Annotated in this window: 25 protein-coding genes; 19 read left to right on the top strand and 6 right to left on the bottom strand. The window is 62.6% G+C overall.

Features of this window, described 5'->3' with window-relative positions; genetic code table 11:
* Positions 1-56: 56 nt before the first annotated feature.
* The 4 genes from Cte04_RS21170 to motA are packed head-to-tail and all read right to left on the bottom strand — an operon-like array spanning position 57 to position 3,125.
* Entirely contained in the window at positions 57-680 is a 624-nt protein-coding gene (locus Cte04_RS21170; RefSeq protein ID WP_066483816.1) for a protein phosphatase CheZ, read from the bottom strand.
* Between the two features lie 3 nt (positions 681-683).
* Positions 684-1,070, bottom strand: coding sequence for a chemotaxis response regulator CheY (cheY, locus tag Cte04_RS21165; protein WP_066483815.1), 387 nt, complete (start codon positions 1,068-1,070; stop codon positions 684-686).
* 60 nt (positions 1,071-1,130) lie between these two features.
* Positions 1,131-2,213, bottom strand: a complete 1,083-nt coding sequence (motB, locus tag Cte04_RS21160; RefSeq protein WP_066483814.1) for a flagellar motor protein MotB — start codon at positions 2,211-2,213, stop codon at positions 1,131-1,133.
* Positions 2,214-2,264: 51 nt separating this feature from the next.
* Positions 2,265-3,125 carry a flagellar motor stator protein MotA gene (gene motA / locus Cte04_RS21155; RefSeq protein ID WP_066483813.1) on the bottom strand — a complete coding sequence of 287 codons (861 nt, stop codon included), beginning with the start codon at positions 3,123-3,125 and terminating at the stop codon, positions 2,265-2,267.
* A 186-nt stretch (positions 3,126-3,311) separates the two neighbouring features.
* Between motA and Cte04_RS21150 the strand changes: the two genes are divergently transcribed.
* The 4 genes from Cte04_RS21150 (at position 3,312) to Cte04_RS21135 (ending at position 10,874) form a co-directional block, all read left to right on the top strand.
* Positions 3,312-5,174 carry an FkbM family methyltransferase gene (locus Cte04_RS21150; protein ID WP_066483812.1) on the top strand — a complete coding sequence of 621 codons (1,863 nt, stop codon included), beginning with the start codon at positions 3,312-3,314 and terminating at the stop codon, positions 5,172-5,174.
* A complete protein-coding gene (locus tag Cte04_RS21145) occupies positions 5,171-6,415 on the top strand; it encodes a tetratricopeptide repeat protein (protein ID WP_066483811.1) in 1,245 nt (414 codons plus the stop codon). The genes Cte04_RS21150 and Cte04_RS21145 overlap by 4 nt, the downstream gene beginning before the upstream one ends.
* A 97-nt stretch (positions 6,416-6,512) precedes the next feature.
* The gene (locus Cte04_RS21140) at positions 6,513-9,344 is read left to right on the top strand and encodes a tetratricopeptide repeat protein (protein WP_066483821.1); all 2,832 of its coding nucleotides are present in this window, start codon (positions 6,513-6,515) and stop codon (positions 9,342-9,344) included.
* Positions 9,345-10,046: 702 nt separating this feature from the next.
* Positions 10,047-10,874 (top strand): flagellin domain-containing protein, encoded by an 828-nt coding sequence (locus Cte04_RS21135; protein ID WP_066483810.1) that lies wholly within the window; start codon positions 10,047-10,049, stop codon positions 10,872-10,874.
* Between the two features lie 136 nt (positions 10,875-11,010).
* Here Cte04_RS21135 and Cte04_RS21130 read toward each other — a convergent pair whose 3' ends face one another.
* Positions 11,011-11,613 carry a class I SAM-dependent methyltransferase gene (locus Cte04_RS21130; RefSeq protein WP_066483809.1) on the bottom strand — a complete coding sequence of 201 codons (603 nt, stop codon included), beginning with the start codon at positions 11,611-11,613 and terminating at the stop codon, positions 11,011-11,013.
* A 267-nt stretch (positions 11,614-11,880) separates the two neighbouring features.
* Here Cte04_RS21130 and Cte04_RS21125 point away from each other — a divergent pair, with 267 nt between their 5' ends.
* The 4 genes from Cte04_RS21125 (at position 11,881) to Cte04_RS21110 (ending at position 15,078) form a co-directional block, all read left to right on the top strand.
* Complete coding sequence (locus Cte04_RS21125) at positions 11,881-12,753, top strand: flagellin domain-containing protein (RefSeq protein WP_066483808.1); 873 nt, start codon at positions 11,881-11,883, stop codon at positions 12,751-12,753.
* Positions 12,754-12,877: 124 nt separating this feature from the next.
* Positions 12,878-14,284: a flagellar filament capping protein FliD gene (fliD, locus tag Cte04_RS21120; protein WP_066483807.1), complete on the top strand. Its 1,407-nt coding sequence runs from the start codon at positions 12,878-12,880 to the stop codon at positions 14,282-14,284.
* A gap of 65 nt (positions 14,285-14,349) precedes the next feature.
* The gene (gene fliS, locus Cte04_RS21115; protein WP_066483806.1) at positions 14,350-14,766 is read left to right on the top strand and encodes a flagellar export chaperone FliS; all 417 of its coding nucleotides are present in this window, start codon (positions 14,350-14,352) and stop codon (positions 14,764-14,766) included.
* 12 nt (positions 14,767-14,778) lie between these two features.
* Positions 14,779-15,078, top strand: coding sequence for a flagellar protein FliT (locus tag Cte04_RS21110; protein WP_066483805.1), 300 nt, complete (start codon positions 14,779-14,781; stop codon positions 15,076-15,078).
* Between the two features lie 398 nt (positions 15,079-15,476).
* On the opposite strand, the gene fliE is transcribed toward Cte04_RS21110, so the two are convergent.
* Positions 15,477-15,794: a flagellar hook-basal body complex protein FliE gene (gene fliE / locus Cte04_RS21105; protein ID WP_066483804.1), complete on the bottom strand. Its 318-nt coding sequence runs from the start codon at positions 15,792-15,794 to the stop codon at positions 15,477-15,479.
* Positions 15,795-15,966: 172 nt separating this feature from the next.
* Here fliE and fliF point away from each other — a divergent pair, with 172 nt between their 5' ends.
* The 11 genes from fliF (at position 15,967) to fliP (ending at position 26,467) form a co-directional block, all read left to right on the top strand.
* Positions 15,967-17,649, top strand: coding sequence for a flagellar basal-body MS-ring/collar protein FliF (fliF, locus tag Cte04_RS21100; RefSeq protein ID WP_066483803.1), 1,683 nt, complete (start codon positions 15,967-15,969; stop codon positions 17,647-17,649).
* Positions 17,650-17,831: 182 nt separating this feature from the next.
* Positions 17,832-18,827, top strand: a complete 996-nt coding sequence (gene fliG / locus Cte04_RS21095) for a flagellar motor switch protein FliG (protein WP_066483802.1) — start codon at positions 17,832-17,834, stop codon at positions 18,825-18,827.
* On the top strand, positions 18,820-19,629 hold the full coding sequence (locus Cte04_RS21090; protein ID WP_066483801.1) for a FliH/SctL family protein: 810 nt from the start codon (positions 18,820-18,822) through the stop codon (positions 19,627-19,629). The genes fliG and Cte04_RS21090 overlap by 8 nt, the downstream gene beginning before the upstream one ends.
* A 76-nt stretch (positions 19,630-19,705) precedes the next feature.
* Complete coding sequence (gene fliI / locus Cte04_RS21085; protein WP_066483820.1) at positions 19,706-21,073, top strand: flagellar protein export ATPase FliI; 1,368 nt, start codon at positions 19,706-19,708, stop codon at positions 21,071-21,073.
* Positions 21,074-21,126: 53 nt separating this feature from the next.
* Positions 21,127-21,591: a flagellar export protein FliJ gene (fliJ, locus tag Cte04_RS21080; protein ID WP_066483800.1), complete on the top strand. Its 465-nt coding sequence runs from the start codon at positions 21,127-21,129 to the stop codon at positions 21,589-21,591.
* Between the two features lie 3 nt (positions 21,592-21,594).
* A complete protein-coding gene (locus Cte04_RS21075; protein WP_066483799.1) occupies positions 21,595-22,959 on the top strand; it encodes a flagellar hook-length control protein FliK in 1,365 nt (454 codons plus the stop codon).
* 353 nt (positions 22,960-23,312) lie between these two features.
* Entirely contained in the window at positions 23,313-23,867 is a 555-nt protein-coding gene (locus tag Cte04_RS21070; protein WP_066483798.1) for a flagellar basal body-associated FliL family protein, read from the top strand.
* Positions 23,868-23,881: 14 nt separating this feature from the next.
* Positions 23,882-24,886, top strand: a complete 1,005-nt coding sequence (gene fliM / locus Cte04_RS21065; protein ID WP_066483797.1) for a flagellar motor switch protein FliM — start codon at positions 23,882-23,884, stop codon at positions 24,884-24,886.
* On the top strand, positions 24,876-25,310 hold the full coding sequence (fliN, locus tag Cte04_RS21060; protein WP_066483796.1) for a flagellar motor switch protein FliN: 435 nt from the start codon (positions 24,876-24,878) through the stop codon (positions 25,308-25,310). Before fliM ends, fliN begins: the two co-directional genes overlap by 11 nt.
* 16 nt (positions 25,311-25,326) lie before the next feature.
* Positions 25,327-25,716, top strand: coding sequence for a FliO/MopB family protein (locus Cte04_RS21055; RefSeq protein WP_066483795.1), 390 nt, complete (start codon positions 25,327-25,329; stop codon positions 25,714-25,716).
* Positions 25,709-26,467 carry a flagellar type III secretion system pore protein FliP gene (gene fliP / locus Cte04_RS21050; protein ID WP_066483794.1) on the top strand — a complete coding sequence of 253 codons (759 nt, stop codon included), beginning with the start codon at positions 25,709-25,711 and terminating at the stop codon, positions 26,465-26,467. Before Cte04_RS21055 ends, fliP begins: the two co-directional genes overlap by 8 nt.
* Positions 26,468-26,552: the final 85 nt, after the last annotated feature.

Genomic DNA, 26,552 nt, shown 5'->3' with positions numbered 1-26,552 from the left:
GGCCCGGCTCCTATGCTTGCAAGAGAAGTATGGCCGCTCGCGGCTTGGAGAAAGCCTCAGAACCCCAGGCTCGCCAGCAGGTCGTCCACCTGCGACTGCGAAGTCACCACGTCGGGCGTGTTCTCGGGGTCGACCACGGGGCCGGCCAGGTGCTCAGCCGGCTTATCCTGCGGCGCAGCCGCCGCGGCCTGCGGATCGGGAGAGGTCTGGATCAGCAGCTCCACCAGCTGCGATTCCAGATCGGCGGCCAGTGCCACCACACGGGCAATCACCTGGCCGGTGAGGTCGTGGAAGTCCTGCGCCATCATGATCTCGGTCAGATGGGCGTCGGCCTGCTGCGAGCCTTCCTCCACTTCCTGCAGAAAATTCATGATGTGGCCTTTGGCCACGGCTGCCACGGGGTCCTTGATCAGGTCGGCGCGCATGGTGCGCACGCGCTCGGCCAGCGCATCCTGCTGGGCCTTGGCCACTTCCACACGGCCCAGCACCTTTTCGGCGGCTTCGCCGGTCAGGCGCGCTATGTAGGAGAGGCGGCTTTGCGCATCCGGCAGCTCACCCATGCTGCCACGCAGCCGGTCCGCATAACCCAGCTCATTGAGCGAGTCGTGCAACTGGCGCGTGAGCAGGCCAATCTTGTGGTGGACGTTGCCGGCCGGAGCCTCCGGGCTGCTGCTGTTCATGGCTTACATGCCCAGTTTCTTGAGGATCAGGTTGACCTTCTCCTCCAGCGTGGCCTTGGTGAAGGGTTTGACGATATAGCCGGCTGCGCCGCCCTGGGCTGCGGCCACGATGTCCTCCTTGCGCGCCTCGGCCGTGACCATGAGCACGGGCAGGTGCTTGAGCTTGTCGTCCTGCTTGATTTCCGCCAGCAGCTGGAAACCGTTCATGTTCGGCATGTTGATGTCTGTGACGACAAAGTCGAACTTGCTCGAGCGCAGCTTGTGCAGGGCTGCCACGCCGTCTTCCGCTTCGTCCGCATCGGGAAAGCCGCTTTCCTTGAGCAGATTGCGCACGATGCGGCGCATGGTGGAGAAGTCGTCAACAATCAAAAAGCGCAGGGCATTAGCCACGAGAGGCCCTTTCGGTCATAGAGGTCTGGGATACGGCCATTTTGGTAACAATTTGAATCATCATGGCAATTGGCGTGCATTGTCCTGCTTTTCGGCACTCCGAGCAGGAACTTCAGAACTTGTTACAAAGACTTCGTTCTCACTCAGGGAAACCTCCGGGGCAGGCGTTGCAGAAGCGTTTCTGGCCGCTGTGCGCGGCGCGGTGGCCTGTGGCGCCTGGACCGGCCGGGGGCTGGCGCCGGCAGCGAGGTCGGCGGTGCCGATCTTTTCTGCATGATTGGAGCCCAGCAGCCGCTTTTCAGCTTCCTTGGTCAGCACCGTGATGGTGATGCGGCGGTTCTGCGGTGCGCGCGGCTCATCCGGCAGCAGCAGGTCGCTGTCGGCCAGGCCCAGCACGCGCGCCAGCTGGTTCAAGGGCATGCCGGCGGCCACCAGTTCGCGGCGCGAAGCGTTGGCGCGGTCGGCCGACAGTTCCCAGTTGCTGTAGCCGCGGTCGCCGTTGCCGTAGGGCGCGGCATCCGTATGGCCCGAGAGGCTGATGCGGTTTTCCGCATTGGACAGGGCCGAGCCCACTTCGCGCAGAATGTCGCGCATATAGGGCTTGAGCACGGCGCTGCCGCTGTCGAACATGGGTCGGTTCTGCTCGTCCACGATCTGGATCTGCAAGCCGTCGGGCGTCATCTCGGTGCGGATCTGCGAGCGGAATTCATTCAGGCGCGCATTGCTGGCGATCAGTGCGTCCACCTTGGCCTTGAGCGCCTGGATGCGCTTGGCGTCCTGGGTAACGGCATCGGACTTTTCCGAGGCGGTGCTGGAGCGGCGGTTGGAGGTATCGTCGTTCTCGGACCGGCGCACCTGGCCGTGCACCTTGGCCAGGTCGTTACCGCCGCCGGGGATGATGCTGGAGCTGTTGCCCGAGCCATCGCCGCCGGCCATCGAGACCTTCAGCGGCGAGGAAAAATAGGCCGCAATGCCCTGCAGCTCGCCCTTGGCGGTGGAGCCGAGCAGCCACATCAGCAGAAAGAACGCCATCATGGCCGTCATGAAGTCGGCATAGGCGATCTTCCAGGCGCCGCCATGCGCGCCATGGGCGCGTTTCTTGACGCGCTTGATGATGATGGGCTGGAGTTTCTTTTCAGCCATGGCGGCCTCCGCGCCAGGGCGCTGTTGCGCTGAGCTGCATGGTTTCCGGCATCACTTCTTGCCCTTGACGTGGGCTTCGAGCTCCAGGAAGCCCGGGCGCTCGGTCGAGAAAAGCACCTTGCGGCCGAACTCGATGGCCGTAGCCGGGTTGTAGCCCTGCATGCTGGCCAGCAGCGTGGCCTTGATGCATTCCAGTTCCTTGGCCGCGTCCTGCGCGCGCTGCTCTATCAGCGCCGCCATGGGCTCCACCAGCGCATAGGCCAGCAAGATGCCCAGGAATGTGCCGACCAGGGCCGAGGCGATCATGCCGCCCAGCACCGACGGCGGCTGGCCCACCGAGCCCATGGTGTTCACCACGCCCAGCACGGCGGCCACGATGCCGAAAGCCGGCAGCGCGCCCGCGAGGCGATTCAGGGCTCCGACCGGGCCGTGGGCCTCGGCGTGGTGGGCATCGATCTCGCTGTCCATCAGCGCTTCGATCTCGTGCGAATTGAGATTGCCCGACACCATCATGCGCAGATAGTCCGTGAGGAACTCGACGACATGGTGGTCGGCCAGCAACTCGGGATATTTCTGGAAGATGGCCGATTCATGGGGTTCTTCCACATCGCCCTCGATGGACATCAGGCCTTCCTTGCGTGCCTTCTGCAGCAGCTCGTACAGCAGGGCCATCAGCTCCATGAAGCGTGCCTTGTTGTGGCGGGTTGCCTTGACTGCTGCCGGAATGGCCTTGGCCGTGGCCTTGAGCACCTTGGGCTGGTTGCAGACGATGAACGCACCCAGGGCGCCGCCGCCGATGGTCAGCATTTCAAAGGGCAGGGCCTTGGCGAGAACCGAAACGTTGCCGCCGTGCAGCACGTACACGCCGAAGATACAGCCGAAGGCGACGATGTAACCAATAAGGACAAGCATGGGGGGGATTGTGAGGGGGGTGACTGGCGAGGTATGGCTGGAAAAGCCAGGGGATCTGCCCTTACATCGGCAGCTTTCGGTGTTTTTGTAGGGGGCTTGTTGAGGCAAAGTAACACTGGCAAATACTGTCCGGCACGTGCTCTTTCCTGGTATGGCTCTTCGGACTTCTTCGACAAGGACCTGAAAATGAAATGCAGCATCGTGATCCCCGTGGGTCCAGGCCATGCGACTTTGGTGCACAGAGCCACTGCTTCCGTGTACCAAGCCATTGCGAAAGGCAAGGGAGCGTTTTCAGAGATCGATGTTCTGTGCTGGGATGATGCGGCTGGGCAAGGGCGCTCAAGGGCCAGGAACCTGGCTGTCCGGCAGGCTGTGACGCAGAATTCGGACTGGATTTTCTTTCTGGATGCCGACGACTTGCTTGCTGAAGATGCGTTCGAGCAGGTTGCGGGCCATCTGGAGCATTACGACGCCATCTGGGGTGCCATCCATGAATCTTCTCCCGATGGCAGCAGTCGTATGATACGACCGAATCAGATAATGCCCATTCATGGCCTTGAGGATATTCTCAAGCATGACCCGTTTCTTACATTGCAGATGGGCCATTTTGTCAAGGCGCGCATCGCTTTGGAAAATCCGTTTGATGAGAAAATGGATTGCGGGGAAGATTTCAAATACTATCTGCAGTTATGGCGAAAATATACCTGTCTCAAGTCTGAACAGCCGCTTTTCTTTAATGTCAGAGGACAGCATTCGACAGGGCCGCGCTCTGCATCGGGAGGGGATTGGAGACGGGCTGTTGGTAATGTGTTTGCACAGTTTTGCCAAGAAAACGATGTAGTGGTCGATATTGATTTTGCAGGGAAAAATGCAAAATTCCAATTGAGCAATACTCTGGACCATATTCAGAATTATCTGGCCAACGAGATGTTCTTTGAGGCCCGGGAATTGGTCGAAACCCTGTACATCCTGCCACGGCAGCCGCATATTGTGGATGTGGGCAGCAATATCGGAAACCATGCTATCTTCTGGAGTTGTATTGCCGATGCCGCCAGAATCGACTGCTTTGAACCGGTGACGACCAATGCGATCCAGTTGCGCAGGAATTTCGAAATCAACGGTATCGATCCGTCGCGCTATCAGGTGCATGAATTGGGCATGGGTAGCAGGCCATGCACTGCGATGCTAGGGCATTTCGACATTGCCAATCAGGGTGCGAGCCGCTTGAATGTGGCGCAGGGAGGGGCCATCCGCGTCGAGACCCTGGATGGGCATGCTTTTGGTGCGGCCATTGATCTGCTGAAAATCGATGTGGAAGGCATGGAGCTGGAGGTTCTGGAAGGCGGGCGCCAGCTGATCCAGCAGCAGCGCCCTCTCATCATGATCGAGGTCGGCAACGCTAACAAAGGCTGCTTCTTTTCCTGGGTTGTCGAGAATGGCTACCGGGTCCATCGTGCCTTTGAGTTGGTGCATGCAAGCAATTACTTGCTGTGTCCGATTGCAGAGCGGTCGGATTTCTACCGCAACGGGACGGTGGCAACCCGGCAGTGGGTGCCCAAAGCACCATTGGCACCGCAGCAAGAGCCTTGCGGCTGGGCGCTGGCGGACTTCGTCCGGGCGCAAGCACAGGGCCGTCGCGTGCTGGAGCTCCAAGGTAATGTTTCGACCGGTTGGCGTATGGTGGATGCGGTTACCGGGCAGGTGCAGCAGCAGGGGGGCGATCTGGTGAAGATATTGCAGGTGCTGGACGCGGCGGCTGGCGACTGCCTACTGCTGGCGGACGTGATACAGGTCCTGGAGCAGGAGACGCTGGAAGGCTTGTGGGCCGATATGCCACCGGTTCAGGTCTGGCTGCAGGGCCTCATGGACGCTCGCTGGAATCGAACATTCGCGGGCCGGCATATTTACAGAGATGCTGAATTCTATATTCAGCAAGCCAATGTGCATGGTTTCCGTCTGATGAAGTATCAAAAGATACCGCATAAATCGGCATCCAGTATGGACTTTCAGCTGACCAATGAGTCGACTTTCCTGGTGTTTTCGCGATGAGATCGGAGCCTCGCATCCTGCAAAAGCTGTTTGGGCTGGCCGAAAATGAACGGTTTGAGAAAGTGGTGGAAGAATATCTTGCCGCCATCGGCCGGAACCCGGAATATATTGCGCTCTATCATGCGTTGGCCCTGTACTGCGCAAAATCGCGGCGACTCGATATGGCATACGTCGCTCTCGAGACGGCGCTCCAGCAGAATCCGGAGCATGCGGGCAGCTGGTTCCACATGGGGCAGATTTTGTATGAAAAAATGGACTTTCAGGGCAGCGTGGACTGTTATAGGAAATCCATAGAGATCGAGCCTTCTGCCAAAAGCATCTTTCATTTATCGCTTTCACAGTTATCTGCAGGTTATCTCGCAGACGGTGCGACAAACTATGCATATCGGTTCAGTGATGAGGATTTGACGGTCTTCCAAAAGCTTTCGCTTTGGGCGCCTGCAGCGAAATCACGCAAGGTGCTTGTCTGGGCTGAGCAGGGATTGGGCGATGAAATCATGTTTTCGCGCTTCTTTGTCTTTCTGCGGGATCTGCCCTGCGAATTCACGGTGGAGTGCGACCGTCGCCTGCTAAGAATGTATGCCGAGAATTTCCCCTGGCTGCATTTCGTGCAGCGTCCGCCAAAAGGTCAGTCCCGGCCTCCGGCTGATCTGGCGGGTTTCGACGCTCACTTGCCTGTGGGCGGTTTGTTCACGCTCTGGCCGGAGCGGGTCCATACGCCGCCCCTGATGGAGCCTGTACTGCGTCCCGTTTCAGAGAAACGGACGGAATTGGATTGGTGTCGGCAGCCTGACAAGCAATATGTGGGCATCAGCTGGCTGAGCATGAATGAAGATTTCGGTGCACTGCGCTCCGTGAGCATGCAGGCACTGCTGTCCGCTTTCGATCCATCGCGGCATGCTCTGGTCAATCTGCAGTACCTGGCGCCACCGCAAGACCTGGAAATGGCCCGGCATGCCGGCTTTGAACTTGTCGATACGGCCGATTGCTTCTCCGACGTGGAAGGCATGGCTTGGCTCATTTCCCGCTGCGATCATGTGGTCAGCATCGACAACACGGCGCTGCATCTGGCAGGCGCCATGGGTGTACACACCTGGGGGTTGATACCTCACCTGCCGAACTGGCGCTGGCAAATCTGCGGCGGCAGCTGTGGCTGGTATCCGCACGTGCAGCTCCTGGTCCAAGAGCAGGAGGGCAGCTGGAATACCGAGCTGCTCAAATTGCGACAGCTCCTGAGCTGAGGGAATTTTTCGCCGCTGATCCGGGCATTGCTTGGGTGCACTTCGAGGCACCATGCACAGTATGCCCCCGCAATCCGCCATGACAGTGCCGCTACCAATGACCGATACCACGCCTCTGCAGCAAGCCCTCAAATTGCACGAGCAATGGGAATACGAGGCCGCGAGGCAAGCCTATGCCCAGGCCCTGGAGCAAGATCCGGACAATGCCCAGGCACTTTACGGCATGGGGCTGCTGCTGGGCCAGCATATGCTGCGCAGCGCTGATGCATTGCCGTACCTGGAAGCCGCCATCGGCGCCAATCCCCGAGCCTTCATCTACTGGCGTACCTATATCAACATGCTGATCCGTGAAGGATTGCTGGATATGGCGGACATGCTGATTGGCATGGCACGCAAGCAGAACATGCCGGAAATTTCGCTGGAGCAGCTGAAAAAGGACCTGGTCTTGGCTCGCGGCGAGGAAGCTGCCGCCTTTCTCGAGGCACAAGCGGCCCTGTTGCCTGAACTTGCTCCCGCTAAGAAAGTGCTTCCGCACGCCGAGCCTGACTTGCCGCCGGGGCCTGTACAGGCGTTGGCACAGCTGCTGCAACTGCGCAAATTCGGTGCTGCCAGTGAGAAGTTGGCGGTGCTGCAGCGCCAATACCCGCGCAGTGCATTGCTATGGCAAGCGCGTATCAATCTGGAACAGGAGCGCGGCCATCGTGAAGCCGCCTTGGCCGCAGCCGCCAGTGCAGTACGGCAACTGCCGGGTGATCTTGGACTGCAAATGCTGCAAGGCGAATTGCTGCTGGAGGGCGAGCAGCCCGTCCAGGCCGAGCGGTCTTTGCGGGCGGCGCTGGCTTTACAGCCCGATGTGGTCAAGCTTTACTGGCTATTGGGCGATGCTCTAGCTGCCCAAGGCAGGGTGCAAGAGGCCTATCCCTGGTATGTGCATGCCTTGCTGCGAGCTGCCGATGAAGGCGACAAGGCGCAGGCGCTGATGGCTTTGTCCAAGGCATTGCATGGTGAAGAAAAATACCAAATTGCCGCGCAGTTGCTGGCCCTGCTGATGCTGCAGGCATCAAGCACCCGCATGTATATGGCCTGCGGCTATTGGCTCCATGCCCTTGGCTGGCAATTGCAGGCCGAGATGGCTTACCGCATGGCGCTTCAAAATGAGCCAGCCTCTCAGGATGCCTTGACTTCCTTGGCTGTCGTTCTCAGGCAGGACAGAACTCGATTGTCGGAATGCGCAGCTTGCCTGCGTCGCGTGCTCGCTCAGCAGCCTGAGCCCCAAATGCGTGCTTTGGTACTTCACGATCTGGCTCATGTGCTTTTGCAGCAAAAGCAATGGGAAGAATGCGATGAAGTGTTGGACCAGCTTCTGGAAGAAGATGGCTCCGCATTGCGCACTCACCGTTTGCGCTGCGTGGCGCAGCTCGAAAAAGAAGATCTGGACAAATTGGCACAAGCCCTGGAGCAGGGGCTGGCACATCATCCTGGCGAGCATGACCTGGTTTATGCAGAAGCTCTGTATTGGGGCAAGCGCGGTGATGTACGAAAGGCCATGGAACACTATGACGAATTGCTTGCCCGGTATCCGGACAGTACCGGTGGGCATAGTGCCCGGCTGCACATCATGATGCATTCTCCCCATACCAATCCTGCACAGCTGGGAGCAGCTTGCAGGTCGTATGGCGAGTTGATGCAACGGCAGCACGGTGGCAATGGCATTGCAGGGCACGCAAATACCCCTCTCCCCCACAAAGTTCTACGCATCGGTTTTGTCTCTGCGGACCTGCGCAGTCATGCCGCAGCCAAGTTCTTCCTGCCTGTCATGCGTGAGCTGAGCAAGCGTCAGGATATGGAATGCATCGCTTACTGCAACAATCCAACCTATGACGAGGTATCCGACCATTTCATGAAACTGTTTGCTCAGTGGCGCAATGTGAGGGATATGTCGGCTCAATCCGTGGAGCGATTGGTGCGCGATGATGGCATCGACATCCTCTTTGATCTCAGCGGCCATACCTCAGGACATCGGTTGGATGTATTCGCCCGCCGTGCCGCACCGCTGCAGCTGACCTGGATCGGCAACCCGGGCAGCACTGGGTTACAGACCATGGATTACATGGTGCTCAGCGATTTGCTGCTGGATGGCCAAGCCGTGCGCCAGCAACTGACCGAAAACATGCTGCGCCTGCCGCTGGCCTATGTCTTCGAGGGCGGAATCCACTCCGAACCCGTGGCGCCTTTGCCTGCGCTGCGTAACGGATATCTGACCTTCGGCTCCTTCAACAGGCTGGTCAAGGTCAACCGCGAAGTCGTGGCTATCTGGGCACAGGTACTGCGCAGCGTACCTGACGCACGCATGGTCATTGGTGCCTGCGACCCCTCCGGCCCGCCGCCTCATCTGCAAGAGTGGCTGAAGGAAGAAGGCATCGACGAGCAGCGTGTACGCTTCATCTCCAGAACAAATTTTGGCGCCTACATGAAGGCGCATGCCGACATCGACATCTGCCTGGACACCTTTCCTTTTTCTGGAGGCGTTGTCACCAATCATGCGCTCTGGATGGGGGTGCCCACATTGACTCTGACGGGCGAGCTGCTGTGCGGTCGCCAGTCCGCCGAAGTGCTGGCCCGCGTCGGTCTGGCGGCCGATTTCGCAGCGCGCAATCCGCAGGAACTGCTGTACCTGGCCCGCCATTGGAGTGACAACCTGGAGCAATTGTCTTCCATCCGCCAGGCGCTGCGCCCCGTGCTGCAGGCACAGGAAAGTGGCCAGGCCGGCATGGTATCGCAGGCACTGGCCCTGGGGCTGCGTCAGGCCTGGACGCGTTGGTGCGAAGGCAAGCCCGCGGTTGATCTGTGCGTCAGCTACCAGGACCTGGGCCTGGAGCCGCCGCGGATGCTTTCCATCGCTGCCACACCTGAGGTGATGGCCGGATAAATTTTCCAGTTGACACCCCTGCCGTCCTATAAAACACGGGAAAAGTGTTCTCTATAGGGAAGCCTCTTGCCGTAGGTGTCAATTGCCATGAGAAGCTTGCCAGCTGGTGAGCTTGGGCTGGAGGCGTGCAGCTTCAGTCAGCGCATTGCGCCGCGCCTTCTACATCATCGGCGCAATCTGCGTGGCGGCCACCGGGCGAACGCGGTATCGGCCCGGTCAATGCCCCTGGAGTCGGCCCGGATGAGCCAGCCGAACGAGACACTGGTCGGCTGACTCTTGCGCCACTCCTGCCACAGAGATGGGTAAGCGCAGGCTGTGCAGCTGTCGTACCGGCCTTGTCGTCTTTGTCATCGTTTGTTCGGCCTGGATTCGGGGCCCGAAATCGGTTGGCTCAATAGAAACGCTTGCTTGCGGGTAGCGCCGCTGCTATGGCTACAGCGGATTACGCCGCAGACGGAAATGGTTCGCATTTGTGCGTTAGCGCCATCATGTACCGACTGTTTCTACCGGTGAGTCGATTCCGCGGAGTCGGCAGCAAGGGTCTGCATTCCACGATGCTGGACTCCTTTTCTGCAAAAAAAACCAAAAAACTCCTCAAGTCCGTCCTCGGGCCGCCGAAAACACCATCAGCAGATGGATGAAGCAAAAGAACGCATCCACAGCTAGTTCAGAAGTCTTGAATTTCACTGAGGAGTTACCGCCATGACCATGTCCATCAACACCAACCTGCAATCGCTCAACGCCCAGCGCAACCTGAGCACTTCGCAGTCCTCGCTGTCCACCACCATGCAGCGCCTGTCTTCCGGCCTGCGCGTGAACAGTGCCAAGGACGACGCTGCAGGCCTGGCTATTGCTGAGCGCATGAATGCACAGGTCCGTGGCATGAATGTGGCGGTTCGCAACGCCAACGATGGCATCTCGCTGGCACAGACTGGCGAAGGCGCGCTGAGCAAGATCACCGACAATCTGCAGCGCATGCGTGAACTCGCCGTTCAGGCTGCCAACGGCACCAACTCCACCAATGACCGTCTCTCGATGGACAAGGAGTACAAGCAGCTGGGTGAAGAAATCGCCCGTGTCACCAACAACACCGAGTTCAACGGCAAGAAACTGCTGCAGGCCGATGCGACCTTCACCTTCCAGGTGGGCGCGAACACTGCAGCCGACAACCAGATTGATATCAAGGCTGCTGCAGCGACGGGCTACGGCGGTACCGCTGCATCGACTGCAACGCTGGGCACCGACGCTTCGGCTGCTTTGAGCGAAGTCAGCTCCATTGATGCTGCATTGAAGGAAGTCAGCGACATGCGTGCGACTTTCGGTGCCTCCCAGAATCGTTTTGAAGCCACGATTGCCAACCTGCAAGTCGCTTCGGAAAACACGGCATCGGCTCGTTCGCGTATTACCGACGCAGACTTTGCCACCGAAACTGCCAATCTGAGCCGCGCTCAGATCCTGCAGCAAGCAGGTACCGCCATGGTGGCTCAAGCCAATCAACTGCCGCAAGGTGTGCTGTCGCTGCTGCGCTGATTGCAGCAGTCCATGCCGGCCGAATGCGGCTGGTATGGCAAACGCGGACCGACAAAAAGGCAATGCGCTCTGGTGGGCGCATTGCCTTTTTTTAAGGCAGCAAGTGCCTGACTGTTTGGATCTTGATGAGCGCAGACTACATGCGGAAATACTGGGCGGCCAGCTGGTGGATTTCTGCTTCGCTGCGCGGGCTGTTGCTGGCGACAGCCCAGATGTCAAATGCTTCAGGTCTGGCGACCGAGGCGACAATCGGAAAGCCTGCGGCGCGCAGGGCGTCGTTCATCGACTGCCAGGTAAAGCCGCAACGGTGAGCCATGTAGAGATTGCCTTGTGCCATGGCCGCGCGATGGCCGTACAGGATGTCCAGAGGACTGATGGGACCTGCTGCGGAAATATAGGCGGGTTCCGTGAGCTGGCCGCTGGCGACAAGGGCGCAAACGGATTGCATGTCAGGGCAGGTGATGATGGCGAAGCCATCGGGCTTGAGAACGCGCCGGAACTCGGCAAGAGCCAGAGGCACTTCATGGGGATAGAGGTGCTCGATGTTGTGGCTGGAGTAAATGGCGTCCACCGACGCATCGTCCACGCTGGACATATCTGTCATGGTGCCGATGAGGTCGGGGGCGACACTGGCGTCAATGTCCAGCCGTAGTTCCTGCCAGGCATCGGTGTTGAAGCCGGGCGTGGTCCCGTGCTTGCGCTGGGGGCCGCAGCCCACGTGCAGAAAAGTCTTTGTCATGGAGAGGTAGGGGAAGAGCGCCGGATCGTGGCGGTGATGGAAAGTCTGCCAAGCCTATCCAGGCTTGTTGGCGCGAACGATGGAAATTGGCGGGGGAAGCAGGCGTTTATCGCTGTTTAGGCGTGGCGTGGCATCAGCACAATGCAATGCATCAGATAGGCAGGGCTGGGTAAAGTCTGGCGCGCTGTCTGACGTTCCTGTGGCCGTCAATGATGGGGGCCGGGGAGCGGCAAGCCATCATTGTTCGTGCCTAACGAGGAGTTGCCCATGGCATCCACCATCAACACCAATCTTATTTCGCTGAACGCGCAACGTAACCTAAGTGCTTCCCAGAGTTCGCTGGCAACGACCATGCAGCGCCTGTCTTCGGGCCTGCGCGTGAACAGCGCCAAGGATGACGCCGCAGGCCTGGCCATTGCCGAACGCATGAATGCGCAGGTACGCGGCATGAATGTGGCCATGCGCAATGCCAACGACGGCATTTCCATGGCGCAGACCGCCGAAGGCGCACTGAGCAAGATTACCGACAATCTGCAGCGCATGCGCGAGCTGGCCGTGCAGGCCGCCAACGACACTAACAATACGACCGACCGCGGTTCATTGGACAAGGAGTTCAAGCAGCTGGCCGAGGAAATCGCTCGTGTGACGACAAGTTCCAAGTTCAATGGTCTGCCGCTGCTGACGAATACCAATCCCGTCGAGTTCCAGGTGGGGGCGAATACGGGTTCGGACAACCAGATTACGTTGCAGGGGGTGGACCTGAAGGCCGCTGCGCCCGGCGGCCTGGGTGTGGTTGCGGGTACTCCCGACACCTTGGGCGGCCCGCTGGGCTCCTTGTCCGCGACTGCCGTGGATGCAAGCGCCGCACGTGCTTCGATGGATGCCATCGATCAGGCCCTGGACTTGGTGAACTCCCACCGCGCAACATTTGGTGCTGCCCAGAATCGTTTTGAAGCCGTAGTTTCCAACCTGCAGGTGGCTTCGGAAAATACGGCCGCAGCCCGTTCGCGCATCACCGATGCGGACTATGCGCAGGAAACCGCCAATCTGAGCCGCACGCAGATCCTGCAGCAAGCCGGGACGGCCATGCTGGCGCAGGCCAACCAGATGCCGCAGTCGGTGCTGAAACTGATTCAGTAAATTGCCGGGGCTTTGGTGGAGCCGTAGCCCTCAAGTTCAAAGATGGTGTGCCGATAGGACGTTGGTGGGATCGTCTGTGTAAAGGCGATCTTGCTGACGGCTTGGTACTGAAAAGGAGAATGCTATGGCGGGGACCATAAGTTCGGCAGGTATTGGCGCTGGTATCGATGGCAATTCGATCATCAGCCAACTGACAGCCTTGCAGAGAAGCCAGCCGCTTCAGCGGCTGAAGGATGCTGCGTCGTCTCTCGATACGCAGATATCGACAGTGGGCACTTTGAAGTCCTTGATGTCCACGCTGCAGGATGCTGCGCGCAAGGTGACGGACAAGGGTGCCTGGCAACTGGCGACGGCGACTTCGTCCAATACGGCGGTGGCGGTGAAGGTGACGGGGGCGGCCATGCCCAGCTCGTCGGAAATTACAGTCTCTCAACTGGCGCGTGCGCAGTCGGTTGCGAGCGCGAATTTTGCCGTTGCAAGCGGAGCTACTGCGGCTACTTTCGGTGCCGATGGTAAGTTGACGATCGCGAGTTCGTCGGATCCTGCGAATAAGAAGGCAACGATCGACATCACGGCCAACATGACCTTGAGTCAAGTTGCAGATGCCATCAATAAGCAATCGAGTTCCACAGGTGTGACGGCTTCGGTGCTGAAGGATGCAAATGGCGAACGCTTGATGATGCGCGCCAAGGAGTCGGGTGCCGCTAATGGCTTCACGATTTCTGGCGATGCTGCAGTAACGGATGCCTTGGGAATCACCGGAGCGTCCCCTTCGGCGGTTTTGCAGGCGGGGCAGAATGCCAAGGCTCAAGTCAACGGTATTGACGTGGAATCGGCCACCAACGAATTCAAGCAAACCCTGCCCGGCCTGAGCTTCACGGTCAGCCAGGTGACGCAGGCAGGTGCGCCCGCCCTGGTGACGGTGGCGGCGGACACCGACGGCATGAAAAAGAATTTGCAGGCGTTCATCGATGCATACAACGCTCTCAACGCCAAGCTGGCCGATGTCACCAAGTACGACGCCGAGAGCAAGACGCGAGGCGTCATGCAGGGCGACTCCAGCATTGTGAGCATTACCAGCGAGCTGCGTGCCACCTTGTCGTCCAACCTGGGCGGCATCAATCTGTCGGATCTGGGTATCCAGATGGGCAAGGGGGGGCAGCTGTCGTTCGGCACCTCTGCGACGGACAAGGCCAAACTGGAAGCTGCGTTGCAAGACCCTGACAAGATGACCCAGGTGTTGTCTGCGGAGGGCACGGATGGCCAGCCGAACAGCAAGGGCCTGGCGATGCGGGTCAAGGAGTTTACGGACAAGATGCTGGCCTTCCAGACCGGCACCTTCGACACCAAGACCGACAGCCTGAGAAAGGCCAAGCAGGACAATGCGAAGCAGCAGGACCGTGTGAATGATCGTGCTGACCAATATGAGGCTCGTCTGCGTGCGCAATATGCATCGCTGGACAAGCGCATGGGGTCGATGAGCGGCCTCAGTGCCTATCTGGCCAATCAAGTGAGCCAGTGGAACAAGTGACCGCTGATTCGGTTTCAGTTCGCTGATCAGGTGTCGATATAGATTTCAGACACCGAGGAATTCATATGTACACATCGTCGCTCAATCGTCATGCTGCGAATGCCTATAAGCAGGTAGGCGTTCAATCGGTGGTGGACGGGGCTTCGCCGCATACGCTGATCCAGTTGCTGTTCGATGCACTGGAAGCCTCTCTGAATGCCGCCAAAGGCGCCATGCAGCGCAGCGATATCGAGGAAAAAGGCCGCCAGATCGGCAAGTCCGTCCGTATTCTGGAAGAGGGGTTGAAAGCCGCCCTGGATCCAGTGCAAGGCGGGCAGATTGCCGAAAATCTGGCATCGCTGTATGACTACAGCATCACGCAATTGACGCTGGCCAATGTGCGTAATGACCTGGCATTGCTGGAAAACGTGCAATCCGTGCTGGCCCCTGTGATGCAAGGCTGGCGGGAAATCGGTTCCACTCCGGCAGCTGCCGGGCAGTAATGCCATGCATATATGGAGCTCACATTGATCGACTTCTACCGCGCCATTGAGGAAAGCAGTGCCAAGATGCTGCAAGCCGCCCAGGCCAAGGACTGGGATGGCGTTGCGCGCTACGAGGGAGCTTGCGCCGTGCTGATCGAGCAGCTGCGCTTTCGCTCCCGCGAAGAAAAGCTGGCGCCAGAGCAGCGCAAGGAAAAGGCGCGCATCATGCAGCGCATTCTGCGCAACGACGCCCAGATCCGGGTGCTGGCCGAACCCTGGCTGGCCAGCTTTGAACATATGTTCGACGGCCAGCCGCATGTGATGCACTGACGCGCCGGTTTTCCTGAATGGTTCCGACCCCGCTGCGGCAACGTGGCGGGGTTTCGCATTTTTGGGGACTACATGGCGTGAAGCCGTTTGTCCTTGGCGCAGCGCCGTGGTGCGGGTAGCCGTGCGGCGTTCGGGCCTGGCTCGATTTCCAGTGTGGCAGAAGGCGAGTCGCCTGCTGTGCAAGACCCTTGCTTTATTTGCGGGGGGCAGTAAAGCCTTATTCGATTTTGATAGCTGTCAACGCTGGATGGACAAGCGCTGTAGGCATATTTCGCCATGAATTCCGGTGGGCTTGCCAAAGCCTGCATGTTCCAGGCAAAAAAAAGCCCGCATGCCTTGAAGCACGCGGGCCAGCCTTGGAATGGCTAAAAGTGAGCGAAGGAAAAAGAGGGGGGCGTTCAGACCTGCATGTTCATGACATCGGTGTAGGCCTGAACCAGCCGGTTGCGCACGTGCAGCGTGGCCTGGAAGCCGATCTGCGCCTTTTGCAGGGCCACCATGGTTTCTTCCAGGCTGACGGCCGGATTGTCGAGCTGCACTTCGCGCTGCAGGTTGCCGGAGTGTTCCTGTGCGGCGCTGACGGATTTCAGCGCGCCTTGCAGGGCCTGGCTGAATCCGCCTGCGGCGACGGAAGAGGTATTGCCGGCTGCGCCAATGCCTTGGGAGAGCGGGCTGCCTTGCAAGGAGGGAGTGATGCTGGGGATTCGCAGGTCCATGTTCGTATCCAACGCAGTTGGTGAGATGACGTGATGGTAGGGAACCGGCGCAACGGCAGCCGGGGAATAAGTGGGTCAAACGGCGCGCTTATCGGGGGAATGTGGAAGGCCTCAATCCGAATAATCCACTGGACGCTAGACCCTGTGTGGGGTCTGCCCATATGGAACCAAGATGTCTGCTGTTGCCGAAGTCCCCGTCCCTACTGCTACCCCTGTTGCCCGCCCTGCCGTGATGCAGCGCTGGACTGCCATGGACCGTGGCCAGCGCATGCGCTGGGGCGGTGTGGCGGCCCTGGTCGTGGTGGCCGCGGCCGCGGCGGTGCTGTTCTATCGCCAGCCCGACTACAAGCTGCTGTTCTCCAATCTGAGCGACAAGGATGGCGGCGCCATCGTGGCCCAGCTCACGCAGATGAACGTGCCCTACAAGTACACGGAAGGCGGCGGTGCCATCCTGATTCCGTCCGACCGCGTGCATGACGTGCGGCTGAAGCTGGCCACCCAGGGCCTGCCCAAGGGTTCGGTCACGGGTTTCGAGCTGATGGAAAACAGCAAGTTCGGCATCACCCAGTTTCAGGAGCGGCTGAATTTCCAGCGTGGCCTGGAAGGCGAGCTGACCCGCTCCATCCTGGCCCTGAATGCGGTGCAGAGCGCGCGCGTGCACCTGGCGCTGCCCAACCAGAACGGTTTTTTCCGCGAGCAGCAGAAGCCTTCGGCCTCGGTGCTGCTGACGCTGTATCCGGGCCGTGTGCTGGACCGTGCGCAGATCGCCGGCATCGTGCATCTGGTGGCTTCCAGCGTGCCCGAGATGGCGCCTTCGGCCGTGAGCGTGCTCGATGATTCGGGCAAGCTGCTGTCGCAGTCGCCCGACGGCAGCGCGGGCAGCGTGGACATGCAGCAGCTCATGTACACGCAGCAGATCGAGCAGCAATACGTGCGCCGCATCCTGGACATCCTGGAGCCCGTGGTGGGCAAGGGCAATGTCAAGGCCCAGGTGTCGGCCGAAATGGATTTCAGCCAGACGGACCAGACGCTGGAGCAGCATCGCCCCAACCAGTCACCCGAGGGCGGCGCCATCCGCAGCCAGCAGGTGGTGGAGAGCAACGGCGAGCAAAAGCCTCCTCAGCCCACGGGCGTACCGGGCGCGACCAGCAACCAGCCGCCGCAGAATGCGACGGCGCCCATCAATGGCGCCAATCCTGCGCCCCAGGCGGCGGCCCAGCAAGCCGGTGGCGGTGCCACGGGCAGCAAGCGCGAGTCGATCACCAACTACGAGGTGGACAAGACGGTGCGCGTGACGCGCGGCAGCACGGGCAGCATCAAGCGCCTGACGGCTGCCGTGGTGGTGAACGCGCCGCAGGTCATGCCGGCCGGCGACGCCGCCACGGCTGCGGGTGCCGCGGCGGCCAGCAGCGGGTTCAAGCCCCTGACCGCGCAGCAGCAGGAGCAACTGCTGACCCTGGTGCGCGAGACCGTGGGCTACAGCGCCGACCGCGGGGATTCGGTCAATGTGGTCAGCGCACCTTTTGTGCAGGATGCCCAACCGGCCGAGCTGCCGCTGTGGCGCCAGCCCGAAGTGCAGGAAATGGCCAAGAGCCTGGGCATTCCGATCGGCCTGGCGCTGTTCGGTGCGCTGGTGCTGCTGGGCCTGGTGCGGCCCATGCTCAAGAACCGCAAGCTTGCCAAGCTCGATGCCATTGCGGCCGACGACCTGGAGCGCCCGGCTCTGCCGGCGCCTGGATCGGAGCTGGGGCCGTCGCAGGAGCAGTTGCGCCTGGAGCAGGCACGCCAGCTGGCCAAGCAGAACCCGATTGCGGTGGCGAACATCGTCAAGACATGGATCAACGGTGACGCGTGACCCCCTGAGCGGCTGGCGCCATTTTCCATCGCAGGGTGCGGCACTCTCGCGGCGGAGCGGCGCAGCCGGCCGGGACCCTTGCGTGGAACTGCTGGCGAAAGAGGTCATGCAGGCGGCACGGGCGGGTCTGCGGTGTGGACGGACGGCTTTGGACGGAATAACGGAATACAGAGAGCGCGAATATGGATGATCGAGGCCTGAACGACGCCGCCATTTTGTTGGTTTCCCTGGGGGAAGAAGAGGCGGCCGAGGTGTTCAAGCACCTCACTCCCAAGGAAGTGCAGAAGCTGGGCGAGACCATTGCGCACATGCGTGGCGTGACGCGCGAGAAGGTCGATTTCGTGATCGACCGCTTCACCAACGATGCGGCGGCGCAAAGCCTGCTGGTGGACGATGCCAGCGACTATGTGCGCTCGGTGCTCAAGCGTGCGCTGGGCGACGACAAGGCGGCGCTGCTGATCGACCGCATCTTGCAGGGCAGCGACATCTCGGGCATCGAAAGCCTCAAGTGGATGGATCCGCTGTCCGTGGCCGAGCTGCTGCGCGGCGAGCATCCGCAGATCGTGGCGGCCATTCTGGTGCACCTGGAGTACGAGCAGGCGGCCGCCGTGCTCATGCAGCTGCCGGAGCGCTTCCGCAGCGAGGTCATGCTGCGCGTGGCCACGCTGGAAGGCATCCAGCCCACGGCGCTCAAGGACCTCAACGAGGTGCTGTTCAAGGTGCTGGCCGGCGGCGACAAGGTGCGCAAGACCTCGCTGGGCGGTGTCAAGGCCGCGGCCGAGATGCTCAACAATATGGTGGGCAACGCCGACGTGGCGGTGCTGGACACGATCCGCAACTACGACCCCGAGCTGGCCCAGAAGATCATGGACAAGATGTTCGTGTTCGACGACCTGGTCAAGCTCGACGACCGTTCGCTGCAGCTGGTGCTGCGCGAGGTGGTGACCGAGACGCTGATCGTGTCGCTCAAGGGCGGCTCCATGGAGGTGCGCGACAAGATCCTGGCCAATATGTCCATGCGCGCGGCCGCAGCGCTGCGCGAGGACCTGGAAAGCCGCGGCCCGATGCGCCTGTCCGAAGTGGAAGCGCAGCAGAAGGAAATCCTCAAGGTCGTGCGCCGTCTGGTCGAAGAGGGCCAGGTGAAGATCGGCGGCGGCCCGGAGGACAGCTATGTCTAATCAGGCAGCCCGCGCGCATTCGCGCTTCATCCCGCAGGAGGAGATCGACGACAGCAGCGTGGTGCGCTGGCGCTTCGGTGCCGTCGATGCTCCGGGCCTGCTGCCTCTCGGCGCACCGGCAGCGCTGCAGAATTTCTCCACCTCGCTGCTTCCCGCGGCGGCGGCCGTGGAAGAGCCCGTGCCTGAAGAGGCCGAAGTCCAGGCTCCGGCCCGGGACGAAGCGCAGCTCGAACAGATGCTGCAGCAGGCGCGTGCCGAAGGCCATGCCCAGGGTCTGGAGCAGGGCCTTGCCCAGGCCCGGCAGGAATGGCAGCAGCGCATGGACGACTATGTGGCCGGTGCCGGCCGCAGCCACGCCCAGCGCGTGGATGCCGTGATCGAAGGGCTGGATGCCAGCTTCCGGCAGCTGCAGGCCGGCATGGCCCAGGAGCTGCTGCAGCTGGCATGCGACATCGCGCGCCAGGTGGTGCGCCAGGAGCTGCGCAGCCAGCCCCAGGCCCTGCTGCCCGTGGTGCGCGAGGCGCTGGACATGCTGGTGACCGAGGGCCGGCCCGCCACCATCCGCCTGAATCCCGCCGACTACGAAGCCCTGGACGAAGCGCTGCGCAGCGAATATGGTGCGCACAGCCGCATCCAGTGGCTGGCCGATGCGGGCCTGTCGGCAGGCGATGTCAAGGTGGAGTCGAGCGGTGCCGAAGTGGATGCCGGCCTGGACAAGCGCTGGCGCCGCGCCGTGGCGGCGCTGGGACTGGTATCCACCTGGTATGGGGCGGACAAGGGCGGAGACGGCCATGACCGCTGAATCCCCGCAGCAGAGCGCGGCCATCGGCGCGGCCGAGCAGGCCCGTCCGGGCCAGGCCAATCCCTGGCAGCAATTCATGGCCAATGCGCGTGCGCGCTACGACGGTGGTGTGGCGCTGGAATGCCAGGGGAGGCTCACCCGCCTGACGGGCCTGGTGCTGGAGGCGACCGGCCTGCGCGTGCCCGTGGGCGCCCAGTGCTGGATTGCTCAGAACGGCATGGAACCGGTGCTGGCCGAGGTCGTGGGCTTTGCGGGCGAGAAAGCCTATCTCATGCCGGCCGGCGACATCCAGGGACTGTCCAGCGGCGCCATGGTCACGCCCGCCGCGCCCTTCATTCCCGTGCCGCAGTTCGGCGCCGGTGTGGAACCCGCGATTTCCCAGACCGTGGGCGTGCTGCGCCTGCCCATGGGCGACGGACTGCTGGGCCGCGTGGTGGATTCGCAGGGCGTGCCGCTCGACCATGGCGGCGCACTGGACGGCGTGACGGCCCAGGAGCTGGACCGCAATCCCATCAATGCCATGGACCGCGACCCGGTGCGCGAGCCGCTGGATACCGGCGTCAAGGCCCTGAATGCCTTGCTCACCGTGGGCCGCGGCCAGCGCCTGGGCCTGTTCGCGGGCTCGGGCGTGGGCAAGTCGGTGCTGCTGGGCATGATGGCGCGCTACACCCGGGCCGATGTCATCGTCGTCGGCCTGATCGGCGAACGCGGCCGCGAGGTCAAGGAATTCGTCGAGGACATTCTCGGCGCGCAGGACCGCAGCCGTGCCGTGGTGGTGGCCGCCCCCGCGGATGCGCCGCCCTTGCTGCGCATGCAGGGCGCCAGCTACGCCACGGCGATTGCCGAATATTTCCGCGACCAGGGCAAGCATGTGCTGCTGCTCATGGATTCGCTCACCCGCTATGCCATGGCCCAGCGCGAGATCGCCCTGGCCATTGGCGAGCCGCCGGCCACCAAGGGCTATCCGCCGTCATGCTTTGCCAAGCTGCCGGCGCTGGTCGAGCGCAGCGGCAACGGGCTCAACGGCGTGGGTTCCATCACCGCCTTCTACACCGTGCTGTCCGAAGGCGACGACCAGCAGGACCCGATCGCCGATGCGGCGCGCGCCATCCTGGACGGGCACATCGTGCTGTCGCGCGCGCTGGCCGAGACCGGCCATTACCCGGCCATCGACATCGAGCAGTCGGCCTCGCGCGTCATGCACAACGTGGTCTCGCGCGAGCACTTCGAGCTGGCCCGGCGCTTTCGCGCCACGTATTCGCGCTACCAGCAGGGCCGCGACCTGGTGCAGGTGGGCGCCTACGTGGCGGGGTCGGACCCGCAGATGGACGAAGCCATCCGCCTGCAGCCCGGCATGACGGGGTTTCTGCAGCAAAGCATGTTCGAGTCCGCCAGCATGGACGAGAGCATTTCGGGCATGGCCGCCGCCATGGGAATTCGGTAACCGCGCCGCCACAGCCATAGGCCGCCGGCCGGTGCAGAAAGAAAGAGTGCAGCATGTCGTCTCTGAACGCCTTGATGATTGCTATCGATGCGGCGGGCCGCAAGCGCGATGCCGCGCGCCAGGCCGTGCAGGAGCGCCAGCGCGCGCTGCAGGCCGGCCAGGCGCAGATGGACCAGCTGCAAGGCTATGTGCAGGAAATGCACGGCCGCTGGGGCGCGCAGGAAGGCCAGGCCGTGCAGCCTGAAGTCATGCACCACCAGTACCAGTTCATGGAGCGCTTGCAGCATGCGATCGGCTTGCAGACCAAGGTGCTGGCCGACCTGGAAATCCGCCTCGAAGCCGCGCGCCAGGCGCTGATGGCGGCCGAGCTGCGCGTGAGCAGCCTCAACAAGGTGGTGGAAGTGCGCAAGCGCGACATGGCGCTGGCGCAGATGCGACGCGAGCAGAAGGAAACCGACGACCGCGCGGCCATCCAGTTTTTCCGGCGCAGCTTCGGCTTGCAGTTGCAGGAGATCTAAGACATGAGCGATACCCGCATGGATGCCGCACGCAGCGGCGAGAGCCGCCCCATCAAGCCCGCAGGCCAGGCGCTGGCCGGCGTGCGCAGCGCGGCCCCGGGCGCTGCCGGCTTGGCGGGCGAAACGGATGCCGCCGGTTTTTCCGCGGTGCTGGCCACCCTGGGCTTGCCGGGCGTTGACGCCATGGGCTCTGTACCGCCGCAGGAGCTGGGCGAACACCGGATCCAGGGAGGCGAGACCTTGGCTGCGGCCGATGTCGCGGCCCTGCTGCCCACGGACGGCCATGCTGCCTGGATGAGCCTGATCGGCCAGACGGCCCGGCTCGACGGCAGGAATGATGCCGACCTGCGCCAGGGCGTGGCCGGCGACTTTCTGTCCGGCCATGGCAATGCCGGCCTGCTGGCCCAGCGCCAGGCGCTGGCGGCCGGTGCCCATGCAGCCTTCATGGCACCTGCCCTGGAGGCTGCCGCAGGCAAGGCCGGACAGGCTGGCGCAGATGGGGCTGCCAATGCGGCTGGGCAGGCCGTGGCCGGCAGCTTGCCACAGTACGATGCGGCCAAGCCCGGCGGGCTGCAGGATGCCCTGACGGCGGCGCAGCTGCCGGACGAGCGGCAGGCCGATGCCCGCGGCGCGGCCCAGGCCCTGGAGGCTCGGGCCGAGCATGGCTGGCAGCTGCGCCCGCAGGCCGGCCAGGGCGGTGTGGCGTTGCAGGGCATGACGGCCGTACCGCCGCAGGAGCTGGAGCAGCTGCAGCAATGGCTGAAGCCCGCACGCGCCGGCGCGCAGGAGGCGGAGGCCGCCACGGGCAAGGCTTCGGCCGCGGAAGGGCTGCAGGCCGGCCATGGCATTGCCGCAGCCATGGGCGCCGCGCATGCGGGTGCGCAGGGCGATGGTCAGGAAGCCTCGGCGTTTGCCCAGCCTCCGGCGGATGCGCAGGCCGCAGCTCCCAGCGAGCGCGAACAGGAAGTTTCCGAACAGGTGGCCTTCTGGGTGCACCAGAAAAGCCAGAACGCTGCGTTGACGATCGAGCACGAAGGCGCGCCGATCAAGGTGCAGGTGCAGCTGCAGGGCCAGGAGGCCCATGTGCGCTTTGCCGCCGACGATGCCCAGGCGCGCGACTGGCTGGGCAGCGGCGAGCAGCAGCTGCGCGAGCTGTTGCAGGCCCAGGGCCTGCAGCTGGCGGGTGTCTCGATTTCGGCGGATGGCGCAAATGCCGGTGACTCCGCCCGGTCCGGCAGCCAGCCGCAGGACCGCGCCATGGTGCGCATGGGCCGGGTGCAGGTGGGCGTGGACGGCCTGGCGGCCGCCGATGCCGGCCAAGCGCGGCGCACGGGCGAGCGCGCATCCGGCGTGGATCTGTTTGTCTGATTCTTCGGATTGCTTCTGAAAAAGGAGCTTCCGGCGCCTGTCCATATTGTGATTTCTGGCGAAAATGCCATGGAATCCTGGTGTGGCAGGCGAAAGCAGCTCCTTTTTTGATGGCGCCCATGCGCCTGTGCGCGTTGGCCGCATGCATCGTGGATACGTTTGGGGACAGGGCGCGGGCCCGCAAGGCCAGGCCCGCAGCCCTGCGCGCCCCAGAACCACGGAGAAAGCGGGATTTGGCGCGTTTATTCGGGCGATGGCACCGCAGGCAAACGCCGAATAATTCGGGCATGGACCTCTGCCGTGCCCTCCGTGGGGCAATGGTTACGGGTTCTCTTTAGTGAGGAATTTCCGCCGTGCCCGCCACTCCAAATGCCGCTGCCCCTGTCGCCCCCGCTCCTGCCAAGAGCAAGAAGCTGATCGTCATCGTGGCGGTTGTCGCGTTGCTGGCCATCGTGGCTGCCGCTGCCTATGTCTGGATGCTGCAGCGCCAGCACAGCGGCGCTGACGAGGATGGCGCCGCTGCGGCCGAGGCTACCGTGCCCACCTTTTTGCCGCTGGACAACATGGTGGCCAATCTCTCCGATCCCGGCGGCGACCGCTTTGTGCAGCTGGGCATCACGCTGGAGCTGGCCGACGAGAAGACGGCGGCCACCGTCAAGCAATACCTGCCCAGCATCCGCAACGGCATTCTGATGCTGGTGTCCCAGCGCACGGCCGACGAGCTGCTGACGCGCGAGGGCAAGGAAAAGCTGGCGTCCGACATCCAGTCCGAAGTGGCCGCGCCCCTGGGCTACGGCGCCAAGACCAAGAAGCGCGAGCGCGATGACGACATGGACGAGGACAGCCCGCGCCGCGCCCGCAAGAGCCCGGTGCGCCGGGTGCTGTTTTCCAGCTTCATCATCCAGTAAGCAGTGGGGGGTGCATGAGCGATTCTTTTCTTTCCCAGGAAGAAGTTGACGCCCTTCTGGAGGGCGTCACGGGCGAAAGCCAGAAATCCGCCGTCGAAGAGGTGGAGGCGGGCACGGTCCGCCAGTACAACATTTCCAGCCAGGAACGCATCGTCCGCGGACGCATGCCGACCATGGAAATCGTCAACGAGCGCTTTGCCCGCAACTTCCGCATCGGCCTGTTCAACTTCATCCGCCGCAGCCCCGAGATTTCGGTGGGCACGGTCAGCGTGCGGCGCTACAGCGCCTTCCTGCGCGAGCTGGTGGTGCCGACGAACTTCAACATCGTGGCCATCCGCCCGCTGCGCGGCAACGGACTGGTGGTCTGCGATCCCTCGCTGGTGTTCGGCGTCATCGACACGCTCTACGGCGGCAGTGGCCGGCTGCAGACCCGCATCGAGGGCCGCGACTTCTCGGGTACCGAGCAGCGCGTGATCAACCGCCTCGTGAACGTGATCTGCGAGGAATACAAAAAGGCCTGGCATGGCATCTATCCGCTGGAGCTGGCCTACCAGCGCTCGGAAATGCAGCCGCAGTTCGCCAACATCGCCACGCCCAGCGAGATCGTGGTCTCCACCGCGTTCCAGCTGGAGATCGGCGACATCACGGGCTCCATCCACATCTGCATGCCCTATGCGACGCTGGAGCCGATCCGCGACGTGCTGTACTCCTCCACGCAGGGCGATGCCATCGAGGTCGACCGCCGCTGGGTCAAGGTGCTGACGCGCGAGATCCAGTCCGCCGAGGTGACGCTGGTGGCCGAGCTGGCCCGCGCCGATGCGACCGTGGAGCAGCTGCTGGCCATGCGCCCGGGCGACTTCATCGAGCTCGACCGCGAGCCGCTGATCCGCGCCTCCATCGGCGGAGTACCGATTTTCGAGTGCCAGTACGGCACGCACAACGACAAATACGCAATCCGCGTCGAACACTGCCTGCGCGGCAGCGATTCGGGCTGGATGGGAGAAAGCAATGGCAACTGACGACACGAACAAGCCCGAAGCAGACGATCCGTTCTCCGGCTGGGCCGAGGCCCTGGAGGAACAGCGCCAGCACGACGATGCCCAGACCGATACCTCGGAGCAGGGCGGCCCCCTGACGGGCGAGGCAACCCGCCCCTACGGCGGCACCGACGTGCCCGTGCACGACATCAACATGGTGCTGGACATTCCCGTCCAGCTGTCGGTGGAGCTGGGCCGCACCAAGGTGCCGATCAAGTACATCCTGCAGCTGGCCCAGGGCTCGGTGGTGGAGCTGGACGCCCTGGCCGGCGAGCCCATGGACGTGCTGGTAAACGGCTACCTGATCGCCCAGGGCGAAGTGGTGGTGGTCAACGACAAGTTCGGCATCCGCCTGACCGACGTGGTCACGCCGTCCGAGCGCCTGCGCCGGGTCAGCCGTGGTTGACAACGGCGCCGTCTCCATGTGGCCCACGCTGTCGCTGGTCGTGCTGTTCGTGGCCGCCATGGCCGCGCTGCCCTGGCTGCTGCGCCGGCTGCAGAGCAAGGGCGGCGCGGGTGGCATGCTGGGCAAGATGCGCGGCGGCCAGGGCCTGCAGCCGCGCGTGCTCGGAGCCGTGGGCGTGGGGCCGCAGCAGCGGGTGGTGACGGTGGAAGTCGGCGAGGGCGCGCAAGGCGTGCGCCTGGTGCTGGGCGTGACGGCGCAGCACATCCAGTGCCTGCATGTGCTGCCCAGGGAGGCCGGCGCTGACGCAGGCCCTGCCGCGGGCGGCTTCTCCGATGCCATGGCGCAGGTCGAGGCGCAAAGCCGGCGCCAGGCCGCTTCTTCCTTCTCGGAACCGGGAAATGTCTAAATCTTCGAATCGTTGGGCGTCCCCCCGCTGGCTGGCCTCGATGGCCATGCTGGCGGCGCCGGCCGCCTGGGCGCAATCCGCCAGCCTGCCCCTGCTGGTGGGCCAGAGCGGCGGCGGCAGCAGCTACTCCGTGCCTATCCAGACGCTGCTGTTCTTCACGGCGCTGTCGTTCCTGCCGGCCATCCTGCTGCTGATGACGGGCTTCACGCGCATCGTCATCGTGCTGTCGCTGCTGCGCCAGGCCATGGGCACGCAGTCGGCGCCGCCCAACCAGGTGGTGATCGGCCTGTCGCTGTTCCTGACCATGTTCGTCATGGGCCCTACGCTGGACAAGGTCTACCAGGACGCCTACCTGCCCTACACCACGAATGCCATCACCTTCGAACAGGCCGTGGACAAGGCCGAGGCGCCCATGCGCAGCTTCATGCTCAAGCAGACGCGCCAGTCCGATTTCTCCCTGTTTGCCCGCCTGGCCAAGCTGGATCCCGGCGTGACGGCCGAGACCGCGCCGCTGCGCGTGCTGGTGCCGGCCTTCGTGACCAGCGAGCTCAAGACGGCCTTCCAGATCGGCTTCATGATCTTCATCCCGTTCCTGGTCATCGACATGGTGGTGTCGTCCATCCTGATGTCGCTGGGCATGATGATGCTGTCGCCCGTGCTGGTGGCGCTGCCGTTCAAGCTCATGCTGTTCGTGCTGGCCGACGGCTGGAACCTGCTGATCGGTTCGCTGGCTGCGAGTTTCTCTGTGTGACCCCCCTGAGCCGCTTCGCGTCTTCCCCCAAGGGGGACGACGGCCTTTGCTGGGGCAGCCCGTGCTGCGGGGCGGCCCTTGCTGG

The organism is Comamonas terrae (assembly GCF_001544075.1).
GTDB classification, from domain to species: Bacteria; Pseudomonadota; Gammaproteobacteria; order Burkholderiales; family Burkholderiaceae_C; genus Comamonas; species Comamonas terrae.
Note: the sequence above shows the minus strand (reverse complement) of the source record. Positions and strands in the feature narration are given on the sequence as shown.

Excerpts from the sequence above, each read along its gene's own strand:
- Cte04_RS21170 (WP_066483816.1), bottom strand. The coding sequence starts at position 680 with ATGAACAGCAGCAGCCCGGAGGCTCCGGCCGGCAACGTCCACCACAAG.
- Cte04_RS21110 (WP_066483805.1), top strand. The coding sequence starts at position 14,779 with ATGGAGCTCACATTGATCGACTTCTACCGCGCCATTGAGGAAAGCAGT.
- motB (WP_066483814.1), bottom strand. The coding sequence starts at position 2,213 with ATGGCTGAAAAGAAACTCCAGCCCATCATCATCAAGCGCGTCAAGAAA.
- Cte04_RS21150 (WP_066483812.1), top strand. The coding sequence starts at position 3,312 with ATGAAATGCAGCATCGTGATCCCCGTGGGTCCAGGCCATGCGACTTTG.
- fliS (WP_066483806.1), top strand. The coding sequence starts at position 14,350 with ATGTACACATCGTCGCTCAATCGTCATGCTGCGAATGCCTATAAGCAG.
- fliP (WP_066483794.1), top strand. The coding sequence starts at position 25,709 with ATGTCTAAATCTTCGAATCGTTGGGCGTCCCCCCGCTGGCTGGCCTCG.
- fliJ (WP_066483800.1), top strand. The coding sequence starts at position 21,127 with ATGTCGTCTCTGAACGCCTTGATGATTGCTATCGATGCGGCGGGCCGC.
- Cte04_RS21145 (WP_066483811.1), top strand. The coding sequence starts at position 5,171 with ATGAGATCGGAGCCTCGCATCCTGCAAAAGCTGTTTGGGCTGGCCGAA.
- fliE (WP_066483804.1), bottom strand. The coding sequence starts at position 15,794 with ATGGACCTGCGAATCCCCAGCATCACTCCCTCCTTGCAAGGCAGCCCG.
- motA (WP_066483813.1), bottom strand. The coding sequence starts at position 3,125 with ATGCTTGTCCTTATTGGTTACATCGTCGCCTTCGGCTGTATCTTCGGC.
- Cte04_RS21075 (WP_066483799.1), top strand. The coding sequence starts at position 21,595 with ATGAGCGATACCCGCATGGATGCCGCACGCAGCGGCGAGAGCCGCCCC.
- fliN (WP_066483796.1), top strand. The coding sequence starts at position 24,876 with ATGGCAACTGACGACACGAACAAGCCCGAAGCAGACGATCCGTTCTCC.
- fliG (WP_066483802.1), top strand. The coding sequence starts at position 17,832 with ATGGATGATCGAGGCCTGAACGACGCCGCCATTTTGTTGGTTTCCCTG.
- fliF (WP_066483803.1), top strand. The coding sequence starts at position 15,967 with ATGTCTGCTGTTGCCGAAGTCCCCGTCCCTACTGCTACCCCTGTTGCC.
- Cte04_RS21140 (WP_066483821.1), top strand. The coding sequence starts at position 6,513 with ATGACCGATACCACGCCTCTGCAGCAAGCCCTCAAATTGCACGAGCAA.
- fliD (WP_066483807.1), top strand. The coding sequence starts at position 12,878 with ATGGCGGGGACCATAAGTTCGGCAGGTATTGGCGCTGGTATCGATGGC.
- Cte04_RS21090 (WP_066483801.1), top strand. The coding sequence starts at position 18,820 with ATGTCTAATCAGGCAGCCCGCGCGCATTCGCGCTTCATCCCGCAGGAG.
- Cte04_RS21135 (WP_066483810.1), top strand. The coding sequence starts at position 10,047 with ATGACCATGTCCATCAACACCAACCTGCAATCGCTCAACGCCCAGCGC.
- Cte04_RS21125 (WP_066483808.1), top strand. The coding sequence starts at position 11,881 with ATGGCATCCACCATCAACACCAATCTTATTTCGCTGAACGCGCAACGT.
- Cte04_RS21055 (WP_066483795.1), top strand. The coding sequence starts at position 25,327 with ATGTGGCCCACGCTGTCGCTGGTCGTGCTGTTCGTGGCCGCCATGGCC.
- Cte04_RS21130 (WP_066483809.1), bottom strand. The coding sequence starts at position 11,613 with ATGACAAAGACTTTTCTGCACGTGGGCTGCGGCCCCCAGCGCAAGCAC.
- fliI (WP_066483820.1), top strand. The coding sequence starts at position 19,706 with ATGGCCAATGCGCGTGCGCGCTACGACGGTGGTGTGGCGCTGGAATGC.
- fliM (WP_066483797.1), top strand. The coding sequence starts at position 23,882 with ATGAGCGATTCTTTTCTTTCCCAGGAAGAAGTTGACGCCCTTCTGGAG.